The sequence below is a fragment of the Martelella sp. K41-7 genome (assembly GCF_055808365.1).
The window spans coordinates 300,903-319,962 of sequence record NZ_JBVVRV010000002.1 but is presented as its reverse complement, the minus strand read 5'-3'; the positions used below and the strand labels follow the sequence as shown (position 1 = coordinate 319,962).

Below are 19,060 nucleotides of genomic sequence, written 5' to 3'. Positions count from 1 at the left end.
GCCGGGTAAAGGCAGCGGCGTTCAACGGAACCTCCCTTGAAACGGGAAGGAGACGTCACGCCCCCTCCCCGCACTTTTGTTCGTGATGGCTGGCTTAGCCGTTGAGTGCCTGATCGAAGCGCTTCACAGCTTCGTCCACCGACATGTCGGTGTTCCACAGTTCGGTGACGACATCCTGGACGGAACCATAGATGTATTCGGCCATCATCTGCGAAGCATCGGGGGACTGGCGGCTCGGATCGGACATGATCTCAAGGCCGAGCTGGGCGCAGGCGTCGAGCTTCGAGACATCAACGTCCGAGCGGATCGGGATCGAGCCCTTGAGGTTGTTGAACGCGACCTGGGTTTCAGGATCGGTCATGACCTCGACCAGCAGGCGCTGTGCATCGATCTGCTCGGCATCATCGGTCTTCGGGAAGACGAAAACGTCACCACCCAGAACATAGGGAGAATCGGGGCGCAGACCCGGAATGCAACCATAATCCACTCCGATTTCCTCGCCTGCCTGCTTGAACTCACCCTTGGCCCAGTCACCCATGACCTGGAAACCGGCCCGGTCATTGATCAGCATGGCAGTGGTGTCATTCCAGTTACGCCCGGGCGAAGCGGAGTCGACATAAGGCTTCAGCGCGATGAAGGTCTCGATGACCTCCCGGAATTCCGGCGAATGGATCGCATCTTCATCCTTGTCGGCATAAACGGCCTCCCAGAGCGCGCCGCCGCCGACATTGGTCAGCACTGCGGAGAAAAGCGAGTTTTCCTGCCAGCGCTGGCCACCAAGCGCCAGCGGCGTGATGCCGGCTTCCTTCAACTTGTCGAGTGCAGCGAAAAACGCGTCCACCGTTTCCGGCGGATTTTCGATACCGGCCTGATTCAGCGCATCGACCGAGTACCAGATCCAAAGCGGCATATGGATGTTGACCGGAGCGGCGTAGTATTTGCCGTCGATCTTGACGGCATCAACGATCGGTGCGGGAAGAATTTCGTCCCAGTTGTTCGCCATCGCGACGGCATCGATATCGTTCAGCAGCCCTTCCTCAACGATCTCGTGATATTGCTGCGAGGTATTGAAAAGCGCTGCAGTTGACGGATCGCCGCCGATGATGCGGTTGATGGCGGCGCTGCGCGCGGCCGAACCGCCGGCCACGGCGCTGTCCTGCCAGTTGCCGCCCTGAGCATTGTAAGCATCGGCAAAAACGCCGATTGCAGCCGATTCACCGCCGGACGTCCACCAGTGAATAACCTCGGCGTCAAGTGGTTCCTGCGCGTTTGCTGCGCCGGGCATTGCCACGGCCAGCGCCAGAGCGGATGCGGCAACCGCATTCTTCAAAATAAACATATTTCCTCCCCGAAAGGGTCATCTGAGGGACCATGTGGTCCAGTCAAAAGTGATATTGATCTCAAAAGTGGGATCGGTTCCAATTACAACGGCAGGCACTTGATTTTGTCAATGGTTCCTGCAAAAAAAGATGGATGCATTTCAGAAGAGATGTTGTTTTTGAACGAAACCCGTTGAATAATAATGCGATAAGGCGGAATAGCCTTGAAGTACGGTGGAGGGGAGTTCGACCATGGCTACGGTTAAGGATGTCGCAAAATTGGCGGGCGTCGGCTCCGGAACAGTCTCAAGATACATTTCTGGAAACGGTTCCGTTTCCAGCAAGGCCGCAGAGAAAATCGAGCGGGCGATCAAGCAGCTCAACTACCGTCCCAACAGCATGGCCCGGTCGCTGTCGTCGCGCCGGTCAGATTTGATCGGTGTGTGGGTGCCGTCGCTGGAAGGGCCGTATTATCACATGATCATCCGCGCGGTTGAGCAGGAGCTACGTCTTCACAACAAGCACATGATCCTCGCCAATGCCGAGGACGCCCAGTCCGACGCCGATCGCCGCGACCATTTCGATTATCTGGTCAATCGCGATTGCGACGGCATTTTGATGTCATGCTCACTGCAAGGCACATTCGAACTGGCCCGCACATCCGAACATTTCTCCAATCTCGTCCTGCTCAACCACCAGGCCGATGCGCTGGCGGGCCGGTGCTTTTACATCGATCACGAACTCGGCGGCCGTCTCGCCGCTCGTCACCTCACCAACCTCGGCCATGAGAAGATCGCGGTGATCACCGGGCGCCTTTCCGCGCAAGACGCCCGCCAACGCCATGACGGTTTTCTGGATGAGATCAGCAAGCTCGGAAACGCCATTCCCGAAAGTTGCGTCGTCGAGGGCGCGTTCAGTTATGCCGCCGCCGAACGGCTGGTCGGCGCCTTCCTCGACATGGATATCGACTTTACCGCTGTGTTCTGCGGAAATGACAAGGTCGCCATGCTGCTGATCTCGGAGCTTAACAACCGTGGGATTTCGGTTCCGCGCGATGTTTCGGTTCTCGGTTATGACGATGTCGATTTCGCCGCTTACACCGCCCCGCCGCTGACCACGATCCACGCACCGATTGACGAGATGGCCCGCTCGGCCTGCCGGCAATTGCTCAATCTTACCTATGACATGGACCTCCCGTTTCAGGAGCGGTTCGAGCCCTCGCTTTGCGTCAGGCGCTCGACGGCCGCGCTGAGCTGAAAGGCCAAACACTAACACCAACGCATAACGAGAACCGGATGACTTCCTTCATCGAGAGCGGACAGCGTTTCCGCCTGAACGACCCGACACTGGCACCCAACGCTGCAAGCTACCTCTGGAACCGGAAGATGATGATCCAGATGAGCGCGCGCGGTTACGCCGTCAGCCAGTATATGGATCCCGAGCCACGAAAATATGCTCATGTTCCGACGATCGCCGCACAGACATTCATGCAGCCGGAGCAGGATTATTTTCCTCATCATCCAGGCCGGTTCTTCTATATCCGCGACAACGAGACCGGTGACCTGTTTTCAGCGCCTTACGAACCGGTGCGCGCCAGGCTCGATTACTTCAGCTTCGAACCCGGTGTTTCGGATATTCGCTGGGTTATCGAAAAGGGTGGCGTGCGCGTCGAACTGCGGCTTGACCTGCCGGTCGAGGACGTGACCGAAATCTGGACTGTGCGGGTTACCAATCTCACGGACTGGCAAAAATCGCTCTCCTTCGTGCCGTTTTTCCCGGTGGGCTATTCCTCATGGATGAACCGTGGTGGTCATTTCGATGCCGGCCTGAACGCCATCGTCTGCACCAGCGTGACGCCGTATCAAAAGGTCGATCAATATTTCAAAAACAAGCACCTGAAGGACATCACCTTCTTTGCTGCCGACCGGAAACCCGACTGGTTCGAGGTTGCACAGGTCGCCTTTGAAGGTGAAGGTGGGTTGCACAACCCCACCGCCCTTCAGGATGGCGGACATCTTCGGGGTGGCGACGCAAGCTATGAAAATCCGGCCGGGATCATGCAGTGGGACCTTGCCCTTGCGGCGGGCGCGTCGGAGGAATTCCGCTTCGTGTTCGGCCCTGCCTTCGACGAGGCTGAAATCGCAACACTGACGGAGAAGTATCTCAAGGGCACGCTCGAAACGACCCGGCGCGACTATGACAGCTATATCCGTTCCGGCCTCGGCAATCTGGAACTGCACTCTCCCGACGAAGATCTCAATCACTTCGTCAATTACTGGCTGCCGCGCCAGGTCTATTATCATGGCGACACAAACCGGCTGACCACCGATCCGCAGACCCGCAACTATTTGCAGGACGGGCTCGGCATGATCTTCATCGCGCCGGAAAAAACACGCAGCGCCATCCTGAAAACCGCCAGCCAGCAATTCATCTCGGGTAAGGTGCCGGACGGGATTCTTCTCAGGCCCGACACGGAACTGAAGTTTATCAACCAGATACCGCATACCGATCACGCCGTCTGGCTGGTTATCGCTACAAAAGCCTATATCGACGAGACCGGCGACCGCGCAATCCTTCATGAACAGGTTGCGTGGACTGACAGCAGCGAAGAAGCAACGCTCTACGAACATGTCACCCGGGCCTTGCGGTTTCTGGCCGGTGAAGTTGATGAGCGCGGCCTGCCCTATATCGCCCAGGGCGACTGGTGCGACCCGATGAACATGGTTGGCTACAAGGGCAAGGGAGTTTCAGGCTGGCTGGCCGAAGCCTCAAGCTTTGCGATGACGACGTGGGCCAACATTTGCTGCGCCGAAAACGACAGCGAAACCGCCGAATGGCTTAAGCGGGAGGCTGACAAGCTGATTGACAGCATCAATCGCCACCTGTGGGACGGAGCCTGGTATGCACGCGGCATCACCGATGACGGCGTGGCATTCGGCGTTCAAGCCGATCGTGAAGGCCGTATCTACCTGAATACACAGAGCTGGGCATTTCTCGCCGGCGCCGACGACACTGCCAAGAGGGCCAGCATGCTGCAGGCAATCGATGATCAGCTCGACACGCCCTATGGCGCGGCCATGTTCGCGCCCGCCTATACAGCGATGCGCGATGATGTCGGCCGGGTCACGCAGAAATGGCCAGGCAATGGCGAAAACGGTGCGGTCTATAATCACGCCGCCGCATTTTACGCAGCTTCGCTTTATCATATCGGCGAGAAGGAACGCGGCTTTGCCGTGCTTTCGAAAATGCTCACGCGCCCCGACGTACAGGACATCAGGACGCGCGGGCAATTGCCGCTTTACCTGCCGAATTATTATCGCGGTGCCTATTATCAGCATCCCCGCACGGCCGGACGCTCCAGCAATCTTTTCAACACCGGAACGGCCTCATGGTACTATCGGCTGGTGATTGAACAGTTATGCGGGCTTCGCGGCGATGGTGACGGCGTGGTCATCGCGCCGCAGCCACCGGCGGAATGGGGCGCATTCCGGTTTACCCGCATGTTCCGGGGTGCGACCTTCAGGGTCAGCGTCGAAAGGGACAAATCTGCGGGCGTCTCCGTCGACGGCAAGCCCCTTGAAGGCAACAAGATCGACCATGTCAAAACCGGCAAGACCTACGACGTCGTGGTCCGACTTGAATAGGCAAGATTATAAGGCTTTCTGTCGTGTATCTGTCTATTCATCATCCTGAAGACGAAGGCTGAGCCGCCCCGAATCTCATCTCTTCAAGATTCATGGTCAATTCAGTCATGCCATAGATCTGGACCGACGGCGTTGTCATGCCGGTGGTCCGGAAGCGCCGGTCCGGCAAGGGCCGGATGTTCTGTGCTCCGCTCGGGCACATGGCGAGCGGGTTCAAATTTCCGGAGATGGCAGATATCTTCCGCCGCCTGAATTACGCCAGACAAAATGCCCGGGTGAGACTTCGGTGTAGATTTGCGCTTTCGTCGCGTAGTCGAGCGGACGGATCGGGCTTTTAAGTTGAACAACCTGACCGCCGCGCTTCTCATCATCGACGAGTTGGGCTTCGTGCCACTCTCAAAGACTGGTGCAGAGTTGCTGTTCGAACTGATCTCGCAACGCTACGAGCGCGGGACCACTCTGATCTCCGGCAACCTACTTTTTGACGAATGGATGGAAATACTGGGGTCGGAGCGACTGACCGGCGCTCTGCTGGATGGCGTCCCCCACCACCTCAACATCCTGGAGATGAATGGCGACAGCTATCGTCTCGCCGAGCCGCACGCCTTTTAGCCCCTTTGCCTGGCGCAGAAGCCAGTCGCCCGCAAGCGTCAGACGCAGCTAGTGCCCTCAGCAAAAGAAACGGCGAGGTCTTGCGGTTGAGACACCGTTGCAGAATCTCGTCCTGTGCAGCCACCCGCATCACGACGACGCCCTCTCATGTTGCTGGGTCAGATCGGGGTCGAAGATCAGCGAGCGATGAGCAGCAACCCCGGCCATCACGCCGGAGGCCGCCGCAATGGTCGCGTTCGCCATGGGGCTTGCGAGATCGCCGGCGGCAAAGACACCGGCAACCGTCGTCGTCTGCATCTGGTCAACCGCAATATAGGGTCCGGTCGGCCCATCCCGCATTTCACAACCTAGCTGAGCCGCAATATCGCTGGAAGGCGCGGTTTGAGGCGCGAGAAACAGGCCCGCAAGCGGGACCGTTCGCCCGTCTTCAAGCCGCACGGCTTCAAGCGCCGGGCCGGATCCGATGAGTTCCGCCACCGGCGTATCCTCGATCTCCACACCACGTTTTTTCAGCGATTGCTCCTGCTCTGCAGTCGGGCGGAATGCCGCTCCCGTAAACAGAGTCGTCGGCCCCCAGTCAGGCAGCAACATCGCCTGATGCTGGGCCATTTCGTCTCGCGCCAGCACGCCAACCGGCTGCCGGTTGAGTTCATAGCCATGGCAATAGGGGCAATGAAGCACGCTTGCGCCCCAGCGCTCGGCCAAGCCGGGCAAATCCGGTAGGCTGTCGCGTACGCCATACGCAAGAATGATCCGCCGCGCGGTGACGTCATTGCCGTTGTTCAGAGACACACGGAATCCAGTGTCCTCACGACTGGCTGACAGTGCCGCTCCATCTTGAAAACGAACGCTCGGATAGGCGCTCAATTCTGCGCGCAACCGCACCCTGATATCGGCCGGGCTCCGCCCGTCCTGCCCCGGAAATCCGTGCGATGCCACCGCAAAGCGGTTTCGGGGCATGCCGGTATCCAACACCAGCACCGGTTTTCGCGCCCGCGCGAGCTGCATGGCGGCGGACAGTCCGGCAAAACTGCCGCCGATAACGAGGACATCATGATCCATAACTCGATCCTGTGTTTGAACTTAATGTATCTTTATGAGTTACATGAAATTTGATGCTGAAGCAAGACATGAAACTTTCATTGTTGCGTGATCGCTGCTAAATGCAGGCCATCAGAAAGCAAGGAGCCCATGTCATGCCGCGCGATCTCCGTCTGTCCCGTATGCTGCATGTGCTGATCCATCTCGATCGGCACGTCGAACGCGCGACCTCGGATCAGATCGCCGGAATGATTTCCACGAATCCGGTCGTGGTGCGGCGCATGATGGCGGGTCTGCGGAAAAAGGAGATCCTGATCTCGGAAAAGGGCCACGGCGGTGGCTGGCAGCTCGCAAGACCGCTAAACGCAATATCGCTGCGGGATGTCTACCAGGCGATAGGCAGCCCGCCACTGTTCAACATCGGCTCCGGCGCTGACCCCACCGACTGTCTGGTGGAGAAGGCCGTCGACGCCCGACTCGACCTCGCGATGCAGGAGGCTGAACGCAAGCTGTTGAAGCAGTTCTCCGAAATCTCGGTGGAAGACCTGGCACATGATTTCGAGCAGCGGTTTGCCGCGCTTCAGGGCGACGCGGACGAGGCCAGCGCCAATGCAGCCTTCAAGCACTTCAGGACCGATGGATAATCAGCGTCTGGATGCCGGATCGTCAGCCGGCATCGCGCTTGATCGCCATAATCGAGAAGTGGCCTGACGACAAAGACCCACGCTCTCGTTCATGTTGACGGGTTACCGATTGATCTGCGCCTGTCGGAGGGACAACATGCAGACTGTCGCTTCGCCGGGGATCAGCCCGCCAGACTTCATGCAGGAACGACACTTTTGGCCGATCGTCGCCAAGGCAACGCTTTCACATTCCGTTCGGCCTTGGCGTAAGGTTTCTGCAGATCTTGTTAGTCCCCGCCAGCGGACAGTTCATGGGCGGCGGCCTCCGCGACATCGCCGCCACCGACAATCGCCGAGACCACAGCCGTCATATCGGATTCGGCGGTTACAAGATTGGCGGCAGCACGGCCCTGATGCAGCACCACGATCCTGTCGGTCACTGACAGGACGTCATTGAGACGGTGTGAAATCAGGATAACGCCGATACCCTCGCGTTTCAGCTGCCTGATCAAATCGAGCACACCTTGCACTTCGCGCACGGCCAGGGCGGCCGTGGGCTCATCCATGATCACAATCCGCGGATTAAACGTGAGCGCGCGCGCAATCGCAACAGACTGTTGCTGCCCGCCAGAAAACGAACCGACCGGGCGATTGATTGCGGGCAGCCTTGCACCCAGCCGGTCGATCATCGCCTGAGCCTCGTCGCGCATTTTCTTGCCATCAACGAACTGCATGCCGAGAATACTGCGTGTGGGTTCGCGCCCGAGAAAGATATTGGATGCAACGTCCTGTTGTTTGGCAAGCGCAAGATCCTGATAGATCATCTCGATGCCCTTGGCCCGCCGTTCACCGGGCGTATTGGAAACAATATCCTCGCCATCCATGGTGACCGATCCTGAATCGGCGGTGTACATACCGGTAACGATTTTCATCAAAGACGATTTGCCCGCGCCATTGTCGCCGACAAGACCGACCACCTCTCCTGCGCCGACGGTCAGATCAACGCCATGCAGCACGGAAACGGCGCCAAAGCTCTTGGTGATACCTTCTATTTTCAAGAGACTCATACCCGACTCTCCTTTCTGAGCTGCCACTGGTCGATAAAGACCGCAATGATCAAGACACTTCCGATCGCCATTTGCTGGTAATAGCTCTGGACCGCCAGAAGGTTCAGACCATTTTGCAAGACGCCCATGATCAACGCACCGACCATGGTTCCCAGAATTGAACCGCGCCCGCCAAACAAATTGGTTCCACCGATGATCGCCGCGGTGATCGCGGTCAGCTCATAGGTCAACCCGGCCGTCGGATCACCCGAATTGATGCGGCTGGAAAACAACAGACCTGCCAGTCCGGCAAGGCCGCCAGACAGCGTATAGAGCAGAAAACGATGACGGCTCACATTGATGCCGGCGGTGCGGGCGGCGTTCTCACTGTCGCCGATGGAAAGCGTGTGCCGTCCGAATTTTGTAAAGGCCAAAACGATATGCATGATGAAGGCCGTGGCCAGGAAGATCAGGACCGGCATGGGAATACCGAGCGGTCGCCCCTGGCCTAGATAGACCATCGCTTTCGGCAAACCGTAAATCACGCGCCCGTCGGAGATCACCAGCGCCAGGCCACGTGCAATGCCGAGCATGCCAAGCGTGACAATGAAGGCAGGCACAAAGGCGCGCGTGATGATCAGGCCATTGACGGCGCCAGCCAGGGCACCGGCTCCCACAGTCGCGATCACGGCAATGGGCGTGGGCGCACCCAAGTTGACAGCAAAGGCAGCCCCGACAACGCCTGAAAGGCCCATCACAGAGCCCAGCGAAAGATCCAGACCGCCGGAGCTGAGCACGTAGGTTGCCGCGATTGCCAGGACCCCGATGGTCGATGTTGCAAGCAGGATATTCAGCATATTGCTGACCGACAGAAAGTATGGCGACAATGCTGTCATCGCTACACAAAGGATCAGCAACACGATCAGGCTTTCAAGGCGAATATGCAATCGCTCGATTGATGCGGATTGAAGCCTGCCCCATATGCCCTGTCTGGGGTGGGCGGATACTGTTTTCGTATTGGTCATGGAGATCTCTCGGGAAGCAACTCACAGCCGGTTGAGGGCCGCAAATTCCGAAGTTGCGCAAGTCAAAGCGATAGGCAGGGCCGACGACAGGAAATCCGCCGGCCCCGGTCCCAATTGCTACTTGACGTATTCGAGTATCGGGTCGGTGCCTTCATCCAGAAGGCTCTTGGTCAAGACCAGCGTCTGCACGCTGATCTGCTTTTCGACCATGCCGCCATCGGCGACCTTTTTCGCGTTCTCGATCGCTTCCATCCCGACAAGGTAAGGCAGTTGCGCAACCGAAGCGGTCAGACGGCCATCCTTGATCGATTTGACGGCATCCGAGTTGCCGTCAACGCCGATGATCACAACATCACCACCCTTGCCGGCTGCAAAGACACTTTCAACAGCACCAAGCGCCATACCGTCATTGGCGGCGAAAATGCCCTTCAGATCCGGGTTGCGGGTCAAGATATCGTTGGTGATGTTAGCGGCTTTGCCGCGATCCCAATCACCGGGCAGCGACGCGACGATGTCAAGACCTGGCGCCAGCTCGGCAAGGCGGTCGGCAAACCCGGTAGTCCGCTTCTCGCCAGTGATGTTGCCCGACAATCCCTCAATGACCAGAACCGGCCCCTTGGCATCGCTACCGAGTTGTTTCGCCATGTATTCGGCGCCCTGCGCTCCGGCCTTTACATTGTCGGAACCAATGGAGAATGTGATGTCGATGCCTTCCGCCTTGAGAATGGCCGGATCGAGGTTGCCATCAAGATCCACAATTTCAATGCCACGTCCCTGCGCAGTCTTCAGGCAAGGCAGAAGATTCGTCGAGTTGATTGCCGCAGTGATCATTGCCACCGGATTGCGCTCAAGCATGGTATTGCAGACATTCAACTGGCTTTCTGCTGCCTGATCGTTCTCCACCGCCTGCATATAATACTCAACGCCCGCATTCTTTGCGCCGGCTTTCACGCCTTCCGCCATCGCACCCCAGAACGGGTTGGCCAGCGTCTTCATCAACACGCCGTATTCGCCATCAGCCATCGCCGGTGCGCTCGATGCCATCAGCATCAGCGCAGCGATGCTCATCTTGCTTGTCATGTTAACTCTAAACATTGCGTTCTCCTCCAATTGAACAATGTTGCAGACTGAACTTTGACCTCCTCGTTCAGTCCACCTCTCTCTCAGTCGATTGACGACCGAACAGTTGACAGGTTTCCAGATGTTGCTCTGGCGGGCCCTGCTCCTCATCGCTGGCGCGTGCCAACAATATTTTCAGCGCCCTTTGCGCCATCGCCTCCACCGGCTGTGCTACAGCCGTAATGCTGGGCCAGGTTGTCTGCATCCAGATCGCGTCATCAAACCCGACAAGGCACACATCATCGGGTATACGCAGGCTTCGCCGGCGCAATTCCGAAAGCACCAGCAATGTCGAATGCTGCGACAGGGAAAACACGGCCGTTGGATAGCCATCGCCAGCAGTATCGAAATAGCTGCGAATGGCCTGCCGCTGGGTATCCAGCGTTTCATCGGAAAGAAGCGTATCAATCCTCACATCAGGATCGCACTCCTTGATGCGTGCGCTGAAACCCTCTGTGCGCAAGCGGATCGACTTGGATACACGCGTCGCCCCGTGAAGCAGAATTCGGCGGTGGTTTTGCGCGACCAGCAAATCGGCAACCGACGCGGACGCAGCACTGTTGTCGGCCGTGACGGTGTCGTAGCGGTCATCGATATTGACGCGGTCGACAAGCACGGCGCGCATATCAAGTTCGCGCAGCTTCTCCGCGCCAAGGCCTTTTTCCGAACGCACCGGCACAAGGATCGTGCCCATCACGCGCCAGTCATTCATGCGTGCAACAAGATCAGCCTCGCGCATCTCGCTTCCACGGGCAGAGGCGACGATCAGGTGGTATCCGGCCTCCTCGGCCTCCTTTTCAAGCTCGGTGACAAGAGCTCCGAAGAACGTGCTTTCAAGATCAGGAACAATTGTCCCGATAATCCGTCGGCGTTCATTGCGCAGGCCCGAAGCGATCGGATCCATCCGATAGTTAAGCTCGTCCATGGCAGCGCGGACACGCTCCACATTCGGCTTTTTCACGCCCGCCATACCACGCACAACCTTCGACGCTGTCGCCGCCGAGACCGAAGCTCTTCGGGCAACATCGTGGATTGTAGGTCGGCGGTTTGCGGTCTTCTTTGACATTCGCTCTTGCTTGGTTGAGGAGCATTGGAAATCTCAATTTGACAAAAAATAAATCAGTTTACTTTAAAAGTAAATCGGTTTATTTTTTCATCAGGAGGACACTTAATGCCCGTCACTGACAAACCGCTCGTTATTTGCGCACCTCAGCCGCGCAGCCTGGATCTCATCTTTACCCCTGAAAAACGCCGCCTCCTTGAAGACCGCTATACACTTGTCGAGACGACAGATGATCAGGTCGCAGCGCTGGATGAAAACGTGCTTGCGAATGCGCGTTATATCCTCGGCCAGCCGCCGATTTCAGCTGAAACGCTATCGTCTCTGAAATCGCTGCGCGCAGTGATAAATGTCGAATCCAACCTGATCGACAACATGCCTTATGAAGAGGTTTTTGCGCGCGGGATTCATGTGATCACGACAGGCGCGGTGTTTGCAGTGCCGGTGGCCGAAATTGGCCTTGGCTTTGCCATTGATCTCGCCCGTGGCATTACCGATTCCGATCTTGCCTTCAGAGAGGGAACGGAAAAATGGGGCGGTGAAGGCAATGCTTCCGCCAGGCTCCTCACCGGTTCTGATGTAGGCATTATCGGATTTGGCGATCTGGGACGGGCGCTCAACCGCCTCCTGTCCGGTTTCCGCTGCAATATCAAGGTTTTCGACCCGTGGCTGCCGCCGTCCATTCTCGATGATCACGGCGTTATGCCTGCGTCACTGGAAGACGTGCTCACGCAGTCCGATTTCATATTCGTGATGGCCGCCGTCACCACTGAAAATCGTGGTTTTCTGGGTGCAGAGGAGTTTTCGCGGATGCGCAAGGGCGCCGCCTTCATTCTCCTGTCGCGCGCAGATGTGGTTGACTTCGATGCCCTTCTCGATGCGGTCGGTTCCGGCCATATCGTTGCGGCAAGCGACGTATTTCCGGATGAACCGCTGCAGATGGACCACCCGGCCCGATCTGCCCGGGGCCTCTTGCGGTCTGCTCATCGCGCAGGCGCGATCGATGTCGCATTCAAGCATATGGGCGATATGGTCCTGGAAGACATGGCATTGATGGACCAGGATCTTCCACCCCTGCGTTGCAAACGGGCAGAGCGTGAAACAGCGCGCCGCATGCGTTCAAAACCGGTCGATGTGAACTAGGGCGCTTCCGCATTTCCCGGACACACTTCGCAAGTACGAACAGGCGATGTCAGCATGACATTGAGGAGAACGACATGAAATTCGGTATCTATTATTCCTATTGGGAAAAGGAATGGAGTGCGGACTGCCTCCGTTATGTCGAGAAAGTCGCAAATCTTGGTTTCGATATCATCGAAATCGCCGCCCATCATGTCAACAACTACAGCCCGTCTCATCTGGATGAAATCGCCCGTTGCGCCCGCGAAAACAATATCGCGCTCACGTCCGGTCTCGGGCCGTCGGCCACGCGAAACCTGTCGTCTCCGGATGCCGAAATTCGCAAAGCCGGCCGCGCCTTCTTCGAGGAGACGCTCACCAATATCGCCAAGCTCGATGTCCATATCATTGGTGGCGCGCTGCATTCCTATTGGCCGGTGGACTATTCCAAGCCTGTCGACAAGGAGGGCGACCGCGCCCGTGGTGTTGAAGGCATTGCAAGCCTTGCCGATTTTGCCGCAGATCTGGATATCACGCTGTGTATCGAAGTTCTGAATCGCTTCGAAAACCATGTGATCAACACCGCCGAAGAGGGCGTCACCTTCGTCCGTGATGTTGGCAAATCAAATGTGAAAGTGATGCTGGACACCTTCCACATGAATATCGAGGAAGACAGCTTCAGTGCCGCAATCCGCACCGCAGGCCCCCTTCTGGGACACTTCCACACAGGCGAGAACAACCGCCGCGTTCCCGGAAAAGGCCGCATGCCCTGGCACGAAATCGGAACAGCATTGCGCGAAATCGACTATGCCGGTGCGGTGGTGATGGAGCCATTCGTCAAGACAGGGGGCGGCATCGGAAGCGATATCCGCGTCTGGCGCGATCTGAGCGACGACGCGGATGAAGCAAAGATGGATGAAGACGCCCGTCAGGCATTGGCCTTTTCCCGGTTCGTGCTGGGCGGCGACAACAGCTGAACCAGGCCGCACATCCCGGTCAGCTGAAACGGGTCATGATATAATTCGGCCTGGTCGGCCCGTTTAGTGTGAGCAAGGTATCGGGTTGGTCTGGTCGCTGCGCTGAGACGCCTGTCAGGGACAAGACGCTTGCCAGTCCGTATCCGTTCGCACCGGCGATATCGTGGTCGGGGCTATCGCCAATGCAGACAATGTGCTTGCGGTCAGGGTATCCGACAAGCCCATGGGCATGGTGATAGATCGGCCCATAGGGCTTTCCGACCCGCGTAACCTCGCCGCCGAGATGTTCATAAAGATCGGCAAGCGCACCCGCTGATGGAAGCACAGTTCCTCCGGAGAGCTTTTCACGATCCGGATTGGTGCAAATGCACGGAATACCGCGCTGCGCAGCAGGCGCAAGCATCTCGCCATAGCGCACCATGGATATGCGTTCTGTTTCACTGCCCGAAATGACGATGATATCGGCCTGGTCAGCCTGTTTGACGGGCTCCCACCCCATCCGATCCGAAAGATTGCGATCGCGGCCGCTGGACAGTGTGAAACATCGGGTTCCTGCCCTGCGGCTGAGCGCGACATCACCATTTTCGATCAATGACACGGCAACATCGCCCGAGGTCACGAACGCGTCATAGGCGCTTCTGGCAAATCCGATTTTTGTGAGCCGCTCTGCGTTATATTCACCGCTGCGACCGGAGTTTGACAGGATAATGATACGGGCACCGCTTTGCTTCAGTTGCGACAATGCTTCGGGGGCATCCGCATAGGCCTTTTCACCATCGCGCAATACGCCAAACTGATCGATGAAAAAGACATCGTAGTGCGCACGCAATCCGCTCAAAGTGGTTGTTGGCGGTATTTCAGTCATTGGCTTGCCGTCCTTGCAAAACCAGCCGGGCAGTACCGGCAGCCGCTTCCGTCGATGACGATGCGGCAAAAGGCACGTTGAGTATGCGCTGACGGATTTCGGTCCAGCCCTGATTTTGCGCGCCTCCACCAACGGTTCGCACCGTTTTCGGCTTCGGCGCGCCAAGCTCGGCCAATCGCTGATAACCGAGCGCTTCAATTGCAGCTATGCCCTCCAGAACGCCCTGGAAAAACAGCGCGTCCCGATCCGGTCTTGGCTCAAGCCGTGGCGGATAGGCCGGATCGCTTACGGGAAAGCGCTCCCCTGGCTTGAGCAGCGGATAATAGTCAAGCCCCGTTGGTCGGGATGGGTCAAGTTGCCTGGAAAGGGCGGCCAGCCGCTCATCGCCAAAAAGTGCGCGAATGACACCGCCGCCAGTATTGGAAGCGCCGCCAACCAGCCAGATATCGCCGATCCGGTGGCTGTATATGCCATATTGGGGCGCTGAAATGGCACAATCGGAGGCAAGCTTCAAAACCAGCGTGGACCCAAGCGCGGTGACGCCATCACCCACTTCGCCCGCACCGGTCGCCAGAAACGAAGCACATCCATCCGTCGTACCGGCATGAACCCGGCACTGATCTGAAAACCCCAACCCCACAGCGCGCGCGCCGACAAATGCATGGGCCACACCGGCGCGCAACACCTCCGGAAGCAGTTCAAGGTCAAGACCGGCCTTTTCCAGCCATTCCGGCCAGCACTCGTTTTGCAGGTCATAGCCCGTTTTCAAAGCGTTGTTCTCATCGCTGACGGCCGCACTGCGATGCGCCAGCTGAAATGCAACCCAGTCTGCCTGATGCAGGATTTTATACGTGCCTTGAGTACGCGCCAGCATGATGGCACGCGCTGCGGGCGATATTGCGCCGCGCGACGGGCTTTCCGCCGGAGCGAGGTCTTCGACGGCTTGCAATATGGATGTATCGCCACAGGTATCATTATAAAGGCTTGCATGACCGATGGGCCGGTATTGCCGGTCCACGGCAAGCAATGTGCCCGACGTTCCGTCAACGGCAATCCCTTCAACAGCTCGAAGATCGCAAAGCCCGCCCAGTTGTTCGAGGCATGTCCGGGCCCCGGCCCACCAGGCCAGAGGGTTGCGGTTTTCATCGGCGGTGGCAAATGCGCATGCCGCCGTCGCGGTTACATCGCCCTGGCTGTTGAGGGCAACGGCCCGTGTTCCAGACGTCCCGATATCAATGCCGACGGCAATCGGCATCCTGTCTTCAGTGTCGATCACGAAGCCGCTCCGTTTGCGCGGTCGAGGGCCTGGCGATAGCTTTCAGCCTCCCAATGGGTGAGTTCGTATTCGGCAGCTTCGTCCAGATAGCAGAGCGTTTCGCCAACCGGAATTCGGGTCGTCACTTCCGCCAGGCATCGCGCCATAACATCACATCCCTGGGAAGCGTCCTTGCGCAAAAGAACACCCTTGCCCAGGATAAGCAGGAGTTTCGGGGCCTGCCCTTGCGCCGTCTCAAGCGAGATCCAAAACTGCTGCGATGCTCTGACCGGGGGCGACAACGCCGATACGGGTACCAAGAAAAATCACATGGTCTGGATAAAGGCTCCCCTTGCTGGCGATATCACTGGCATGTGCGTTCAGCGCTGTGTCGTGAATGGCCGGATCCGTTGGCAGGCGGTACGCGGTGTTTTTTGAAAGCTGCGTCAAGCCATCAATGTCGGGCACCATTTCGACATCGCCCTTCGGTGTGGCAACGGCCTTGGTCACCAGCTCCACACGTTGCCGCGTTTCCTCCACGGTCTTGCCCGTGACAATGATGCCGTGGTTGAACAGAAACAAGACATCAGGCGCTTGCGATGCAACAGCATCGATGGCTTCGGCCAGCGGCGTTCCCGGCCGTCGATAGGGCACGAAGCAAAAGGTGAGCTCGGGCGCATGCGCTTTCATCCGCTCGCGGATGAGTTCTTCGCGCCGCTCGACAACGACCAGCGCCAGCGTGTGAACACAATGAAAATGGGCAACAACGGCTTGCGGCAAGACCGCATGAAAACTGGTTTCTATGGAAGGCCGCAGTCCGTTGGTATTCAAGTCCTTGACGACAAAATCCGTGGCCTTTTCCGCTCTGGGGTCCCGTTCGCGCAAGGCCTTGATCAAAGGCGCGACCTGCACGGGCACCATGATGTCGCGTTCGAGCGCATGCGCAAGCCAGGTGCCAGATGCCTTGACCCACATGATGCCGTCTTGCTTTATCGAAGTGTTACCGCCCGCCCCCTGAGTGCGCTCTATATCCTGCCCAAGATGTGCGGACAGCGTCAGGAACTGTTGAAATTGCGGATCTTTCGCAACGGGAGGGGGTGTCGATTGCGGCATGACAGTACCTTTGAGTACGCGATGCAGCTCGCGCATGAAAGAGTTTGATGGTCGGGGACGGGCACGCACTGCCCGCCCCTCATTTTTGAAACGGTGTCATCGACGACTGGAACGTTTTATGGCTCTAGAAGTCAAAGTTGTTGATGTTGCTCTTGTTGTAGACGAACGGCGCGCCGAGCAGGACTTCACTGCCATTGATAACCGACAGCTCACCGAGCTTTCCGGCTTCAACCGAGGTATCCCCGGGCTTGAGCGTACCGTCTGCCGTGGCGCGCAGAACATAAGCCGCTGCATAGCCAAGATCGACCGGGTTCCACAACACCACAGATTTAACGCAATCGGCCTCAACATAGGGCTTCATTGCGTTGGGCGTTGCCAGGCCGACAACCGCAACGGAACCGCAAAGGCCTGCCTGGGTTACCGCATCGGCAGCAGCCGGCGTGGCAACACTGGTCATGCCGACAATGCCCTTGAGGTCCGGGCCATATTTGTTGATCAGCGTGTTTGCCTGGTTGAAGGAAAGGATATTGTCTTCCTGCGCTTCGACGGTTTCAAGCCACTCCATGTCGGGATGGCATTTTTGCTGATAGGCAGCCATCTCGGCAATCCAGCGTGCCTGGTTCGGCGTCGTGAATGTCGACGTGACGATAGCAAAGGCACCGTCTTCGCCGATCTCATCGGACAGATTGTCGATTACCGACTTCGCGATACCATTGAACTGAGCCTGATTGACGAACCACTGCCGTGAATCGGGCTCTGAATTGGCATCATAACCGACAACGTTGATGCCGGCAGCCAGAGCCTTTTTCAACACCGGGGCAATGGCCACCGGGTCGTTTGCAGCATAGAGAATGCCGTCGACGCCGCTGGTGATGTAGTTATCAATCAGCGTAATCTGGTCGTCGATATTTGCCCTTGTCGGACCATCGGTCTTGACGTCCATCGTACCCATTTCGGCGGCTGCGTCGGCGATCCCCTTGGATGTAGCGCTAAAATAGCCGATCCCGACCAGCTTCGGGATATCGACAACAGTCAGCGTTTTGCCCATGCGATCAGGCGCATCTGTCGGGGTGCCGCCATCATATGGCATCGCTGCCACTTCTGCGGGCGTTCCGTCGCAAGCCAGTGGATTGGTCGGCAGATCGTCACCACCTGTCCATGATGATTGCTGCGCGTGTGCGACACCTGCTGCCAGCGACATGGACAGCACCGTCGTAATCATGATCTTATGCATAGTCTCTCCTCCAAATATACAACCACGGTAAATCATACGGCATGACCGCAGTTACAGGTTCCCTACCGGCTGCCGTTCCGGTGAAACAGATTTGTTAAAAGAATTGTCCCGATCAGCACGGCGCCGATCAGCACGACGGTTCCTTCTCCCTTAACGCCGGCCAGGGAGAGCCCGTTTTTCAGTCCCTGAATCAGAACAAGCGCGATGAAAGTGCCGGCGATGGTACCGCGCCCGCCATAAATGCTCGTGCCTCCCAACACGACAGCTGTGATGGCATCAAGTTCGAGGCCGGTGCCCATGTCGGAGCGTGTTGTGGAAACGCGCGATACAAAGATGACGCCGGCAAGTGCTGCGGCAAAACCGGATGCAGTGTATATCGCCAGTTTCGTGCGATCGACCGGAAGCCCTGAAAAGCGCGCGGCGACCTCATTGAACCCGATGGCGTAGACCGTACGTCCGATGCGGGTTACGCCGAGAACCAGCGCACTGACCACCGCAACCACGAGCAGGATCCACAATTGCGTTGGCACACCGGCAAATTCGCCTTGGCCAAGCACGTAAAACCAGTCCGGATACCCACGCACGGAGCGTGCCTGGCTGATGCCTTCGGCGATCCCGCGATAAAGCGCCAGCGTTGCAAGCGTTGCAATCAGGGGCGGCACTGAAAACCGGGTTATGATCACCCCATTGCCAAAACCGGCAAGTGTTCCCGAGATGATCGCAAGGATCATCGCAGCAGGAAGCGGCATTCCCAGATTTTTCCAGAACACTCCCATCAAAATAGCGGTGAGACCAACGATCGAGCCGACCGAGAGGTCGATGCCGCCAGTGGCGATCACAAAGGTCATCATGATCGCAATCAGCCCGACCTCAGTCATGAGGCGCCCCTGATTGAGCAGATTGTCGACCGTGAAGAAGCGATCCGACTGAAAGGAAAGGACAATCAAAACGATGACCGTGAGAACGGCCAGTATCGTTTCGTGACGCAGGATTTTGCGAATATGCATC

General features: G+C 57.6%; 17 protein-coding genes and 1 pseudogene. 6 read left to right on the top strand and 12 right to left on the bottom strand.

Features of this window, described 5'->3' with window-relative positions; translation table 11 throughout:
• Positions 1–94 precede the first annotated feature (94 nt).
• On the bottom strand, positions 95–1,339 hold the full coding sequence (locus tag AC0L7L_RS21960) for an ABC transporter substrate-binding protein (RefSeq protein ID WP_272214600.1): 1,245 nt from the start codon (positions 1,337–1,339) through the stop codon (positions 95–97).
• Between the two features lie 232 nt (positions 1,340–1,571).
• On the opposite strand from AC0L7L_RS21960, the gene AC0L7L_RS21955 reads away from it, so the two are divergent.
• From AC0L7L_RS21955 to AC0L7L_RS21945, 3 genes and pseudogenes are all read left to right on the top strand, one after another.
• Positions 1,572–2,576, top strand: a complete 1,005-nt coding sequence (locus tag AC0L7L_RS21955) for a LacI family DNA-binding transcriptional regulator (protein WP_272214601.1) — start codon at positions 1,572–1,574, stop codon at positions 2,574–2,576.
• Positions 2,577–2,614: 38 nt separating this feature from the next.
• Entirely contained in the window at positions 2,615–4,963 is a 2,349-nt protein-coding gene (locus AC0L7L_RS21950; protein ID WP_473514241.1) for a GH36-type glycosyl hydrolase domain-containing protein, read from the top strand.
• A 357-nt stretch (positions 4,964–5,320) separates the two neighbouring features.
• Positions 5,321–5,575 (top strand): annotated as a pseudogene (locus AC0L7L_RS21945) (ATP-binding protein); the annotation flags it as partial.
• 129 nt (positions 5,576–5,704) lie between these two features.
• On the opposite strand, the gene AC0L7L_RS21940 reads toward AC0L7L_RS21945, so the two are convergent.
• Complete coding sequence (locus AC0L7L_RS21940) at positions 5,705–6,637, bottom strand: NAD(P)/FAD-dependent oxidoreductase (RefSeq protein WP_272214605.1); 933 nt, start codon at positions 6,635–6,637, stop codon at positions 5,705–5,707.
• A gap of 134 nt (positions 6,638–6,771) precedes the next feature.
• On the opposite strand from AC0L7L_RS21940, the gene AC0L7L_RS21935 reads away from it, so the two are divergent.
• The gene (locus AC0L7L_RS21935) at positions 6,772–7,260 is read left to right on the top strand and encodes an RrF2 family transcriptional regulator (RefSeq protein WP_272214606.1); all 489 of its coding nucleotides are present in this window, start codon (positions 6,772–6,774) and stop codon (positions 7,258–7,260) included.
• Positions 7,261–7,526: 266 nt separating this feature from the next.
• Here the strand turns inward: AC0L7L_RS21935 and AC0L7L_RS21930 are convergent, their stop codons facing one another.
• The 4 genes from AC0L7L_RS21930 to AC0L7L_RS21915 form a co-directional block, all read right to left on the bottom strand.
• Positions 7,527–8,306: an ATP-binding cassette domain-containing protein gene (locus AC0L7L_RS21930; protein ID WP_272214607.1), complete on the bottom strand. Its 780-nt coding sequence runs from the start codon at positions 8,304–8,306 to the stop codon at positions 7,527–7,529.
• Positions 8,303–9,310: an ABC transporter permease gene (locus AC0L7L_RS21925; protein ID WP_272214608.1), complete on the bottom strand. Its 1,008-nt coding sequence runs from the start codon at positions 9,308–9,310 to the stop codon at positions 8,303–8,305. Before AC0L7L_RS21925 ends, AC0L7L_RS21930 begins: the two co-directional genes overlap by 4 nt.
• 117 nt (positions 9,311–9,427) lie before the next feature.
• Positions 9,428–10,405 carry a sugar ABC transporter substrate-binding protein gene (locus tag AC0L7L_RS21920; protein WP_272214609.1) on the bottom strand — a complete coding sequence of 326 codons (978 nt, stop codon included), beginning with the start codon at positions 10,403–10,405 and terminating at the stop codon, positions 9,428–9,430.
• A 52-nt stretch (positions 10,406–10,457) separates the two neighbouring features.
• Positions 10,458–11,495: a LacI family DNA-binding transcriptional regulator gene (locus AC0L7L_RS21915; RefSeq protein ID WP_473514240.1), complete on the bottom strand. Its 1,038-nt coding sequence runs from the start codon at positions 11,493–11,495 to the stop codon at positions 10,458–10,460.
• Between the two features lie 105 nt (positions 11,496–11,600).
• Here AC0L7L_RS21915 and AC0L7L_RS21910 point away from each other — a divergent pair, with 105 nt between their 5' ends.
• Both AC0L7L_RS21910 and AC0L7L_RS21905 read left to right on the top strand, forming a co-directional pair.
• Positions 11,601–12,632, top strand: a complete 1,032-nt coding sequence (locus tag AC0L7L_RS21910; protein ID WP_272214611.1) for a hydroxyacid dehydrogenase — start codon at positions 11,601–11,603, stop codon at positions 12,630–12,632.
• A gap of 74 nt (positions 12,633–12,706) precedes the next feature.
• Positions 12,707–13,585 carry a D-psicose 3-epimerase gene (locus AC0L7L_RS21905; protein WP_473514239.1) on the top strand — a complete coding sequence of 293 codons (879 nt, stop codon included), beginning with the start codon at positions 12,707–12,709 and terminating at the stop codon, positions 13,583–13,585.
• Positions 13,586–13,604: 19 nt separating this feature from the next.
• On the opposite strand, the gene AC0L7L_RS21900 is transcribed toward AC0L7L_RS21905, so the two are convergent.
• From AC0L7L_RS21900 to AC0L7L_RS21875, 6 genes are all read right to left on the bottom strand, one after another.
• Positions 13,605–14,450: a TIGR01459 family HAD-type hydrolase gene (locus AC0L7L_RS21900; RefSeq protein ID WP_272214613.1), complete on the bottom strand. Its 846-nt coding sequence runs from the start codon at positions 14,448–14,450 to the stop codon at positions 13,605–13,607.
• Entirely contained in the window at positions 14,443–15,705 is a 1,263-nt protein-coding gene (locus AC0L7L_RS21895; RefSeq protein ID WP_473514273.1) for an FGGY-family carbohydrate kinase, read from the bottom strand. Before AC0L7L_RS21895 ends, AC0L7L_RS21900 begins: the two co-directional genes overlap by 8 nt.
• A 17-nt stretch (positions 15,706–15,722) precedes the next feature.
• Positions 15,723–15,872 (bottom strand): hypothetical protein, encoded by a 150-nt coding sequence (locus AC0L7L_RS21890; RefSeq protein ID WP_473514238.1) that lies wholly within the window; start codon positions 15,870–15,872, stop codon positions 15,723–15,725.
• 88 nt (positions 15,873–15,960) lie between these two features.
• Positions 15,961–16,854 carry a class II aldolase/adducin family protein gene (locus AC0L7L_RS21885; RefSeq protein WP_473514237.1) on the bottom strand — a complete coding sequence of 298 codons (894 nt, stop codon included), beginning with the start codon at positions 16,852–16,854 and terminating at the stop codon, positions 15,961–15,963.
• 88 nt (positions 16,855–16,942) lie between these two features.
• Positions 16,943–18,019, bottom strand: a complete 1,077-nt coding sequence (locus AC0L7L_RS21880) for an autoinducer 2 ABC transporter substrate-binding protein (RefSeq protein WP_473514272.1) — start codon at positions 18,017–18,019, stop codon at positions 16,943–16,945.
• Positions 18,020–18,114: 95 nt separating this feature from the next.
• The gene (locus AC0L7L_RS21875; RefSeq protein WP_473514236.1) at positions 18,115–19,059 is read right to left on the bottom strand and encodes an ABC transporter permease; all 945 of its coding nucleotides are present in this window, start codon (positions 19,057–19,059) and stop codon (positions 18,115–18,117) included.
• Position 19,060: the final 1 nt, after the last annotated feature.

What these genes read in the sequence shown, in the direction of transcription:
- AC0L7L_RS21960 (WP_272214600.1), bottom strand. Translation starts at nt 1,339, where the DNA reads ATGTTTATTTTGAAGAATGCGGTTGCCGCATCCGCTCTGGCGCTGGCC.
- AC0L7L_RS21955 (WP_272214601.1), top strand. Translation starts at nt 1,572, where the DNA reads ATGGCTACGGTTAAGGATGTCGCAAAATTGGCGGGCGTCGGCTCCGGA.
- AC0L7L_RS21950 (WP_473514241.1), top strand. Translation starts at nt 2,615, where the DNA reads ATGACTTCCTTCATCGAGAGCGGACAGCGTTTCCGCCTGAACGACCCG.
- AC0L7L_RS21940 (WP_272214605.1), bottom strand. Translation starts at nt 6,637, where the DNA reads ATGGATCATGATGTCCTCGTTATCGGCGGCAGTTTTGCCGGACTGTCC.
- AC0L7L_RS21935 (WP_272214606.1), top strand. Translation starts at nt 6,772, where the DNA reads ATGCCGCGCGATCTCCGTCTGTCCCGTATGCTGCATGTGCTGATCCAT.
- AC0L7L_RS21930 (WP_272214607.1), bottom strand. Translation starts at nt 8,306, where the DNA reads ATGAGTCTCTTGAAAATAGAAGGTATCACCAAGAGCTTTGGCGCCGTT.
- AC0L7L_RS21925 (WP_272214608.1), bottom strand. Translation starts at nt 9,310, where the DNA reads ATGACCAATACGAAAACAGTATCCGCCCACCCCAGACAGGGCATATGG.
- AC0L7L_RS21920 (WP_272214609.1), bottom strand. Translation starts at nt 10,405, where the DNA reads ATGTTTAGAGTTAACATGACAAGCAAGATGAGCATCGCTGCGCTGATG.
- AC0L7L_RS21915 (WP_473514240.1), bottom strand. Translation starts at nt 11,495, where the DNA reads ATGTCAAAGAAGACCGCAAACCGCCGACCTACAATCCACGATGTTGCC.
- AC0L7L_RS21910 (WP_272214611.1), top strand. Translation starts at nt 11,601, where the DNA reads ATGCCCGTCACTGACAAACCGCTCGTTATTTGCGCACCTCAGCCGCGC.
- AC0L7L_RS21905 (WP_473514239.1), top strand. Translation starts at nt 12,707, where the DNA reads ATGAAATTCGGTATCTATTATTCCTATTGGGAAAAGGAATGGAGTGCG.
- AC0L7L_RS21900 (WP_272214613.1), bottom strand. Translation starts at nt 14,450, where the DNA reads ATGACTGAAATACCGCCAACAACCACTTTGAGCGGATTGCGTGCGCAC.
- AC0L7L_RS21895 (WP_473514273.1), bottom strand. Translation starts at nt 15,705, where the DNA reads ATGCCGATTGCCGTCGGCATTGATATCGGGACGTCTGGAACACGGGCC.
- AC0L7L_RS21890 (WP_473514238.1), bottom strand. Translation starts at nt 15,872, where the DNA reads ATGGCGCGATGCCTGGCGGAAGTGACGACCCGAATTCCGGTTGGCGAA.
- AC0L7L_RS21885 (WP_473514237.1), bottom strand. Translation starts at nt 16,854, where the DNA reads ATGCGCGAGCTGCATCGCGTACTCAAAGGTACTGTCATGCCGCAATCG.
- AC0L7L_RS21880 (WP_473514272.1), bottom strand. Translation starts at nt 18,019, where the DNA reads ATGTCGCTGGCAGCAGGTGTCGCACACGCGCAGCAATCATCATGGACA.
- AC0L7L_RS21875 (WP_473514236.1), bottom strand. Translation starts at nt 19,059, where the DNA reads ATGCATATTCGCAAAATCCTGCGTCACGAAACGATACTGGCCGTTCTC.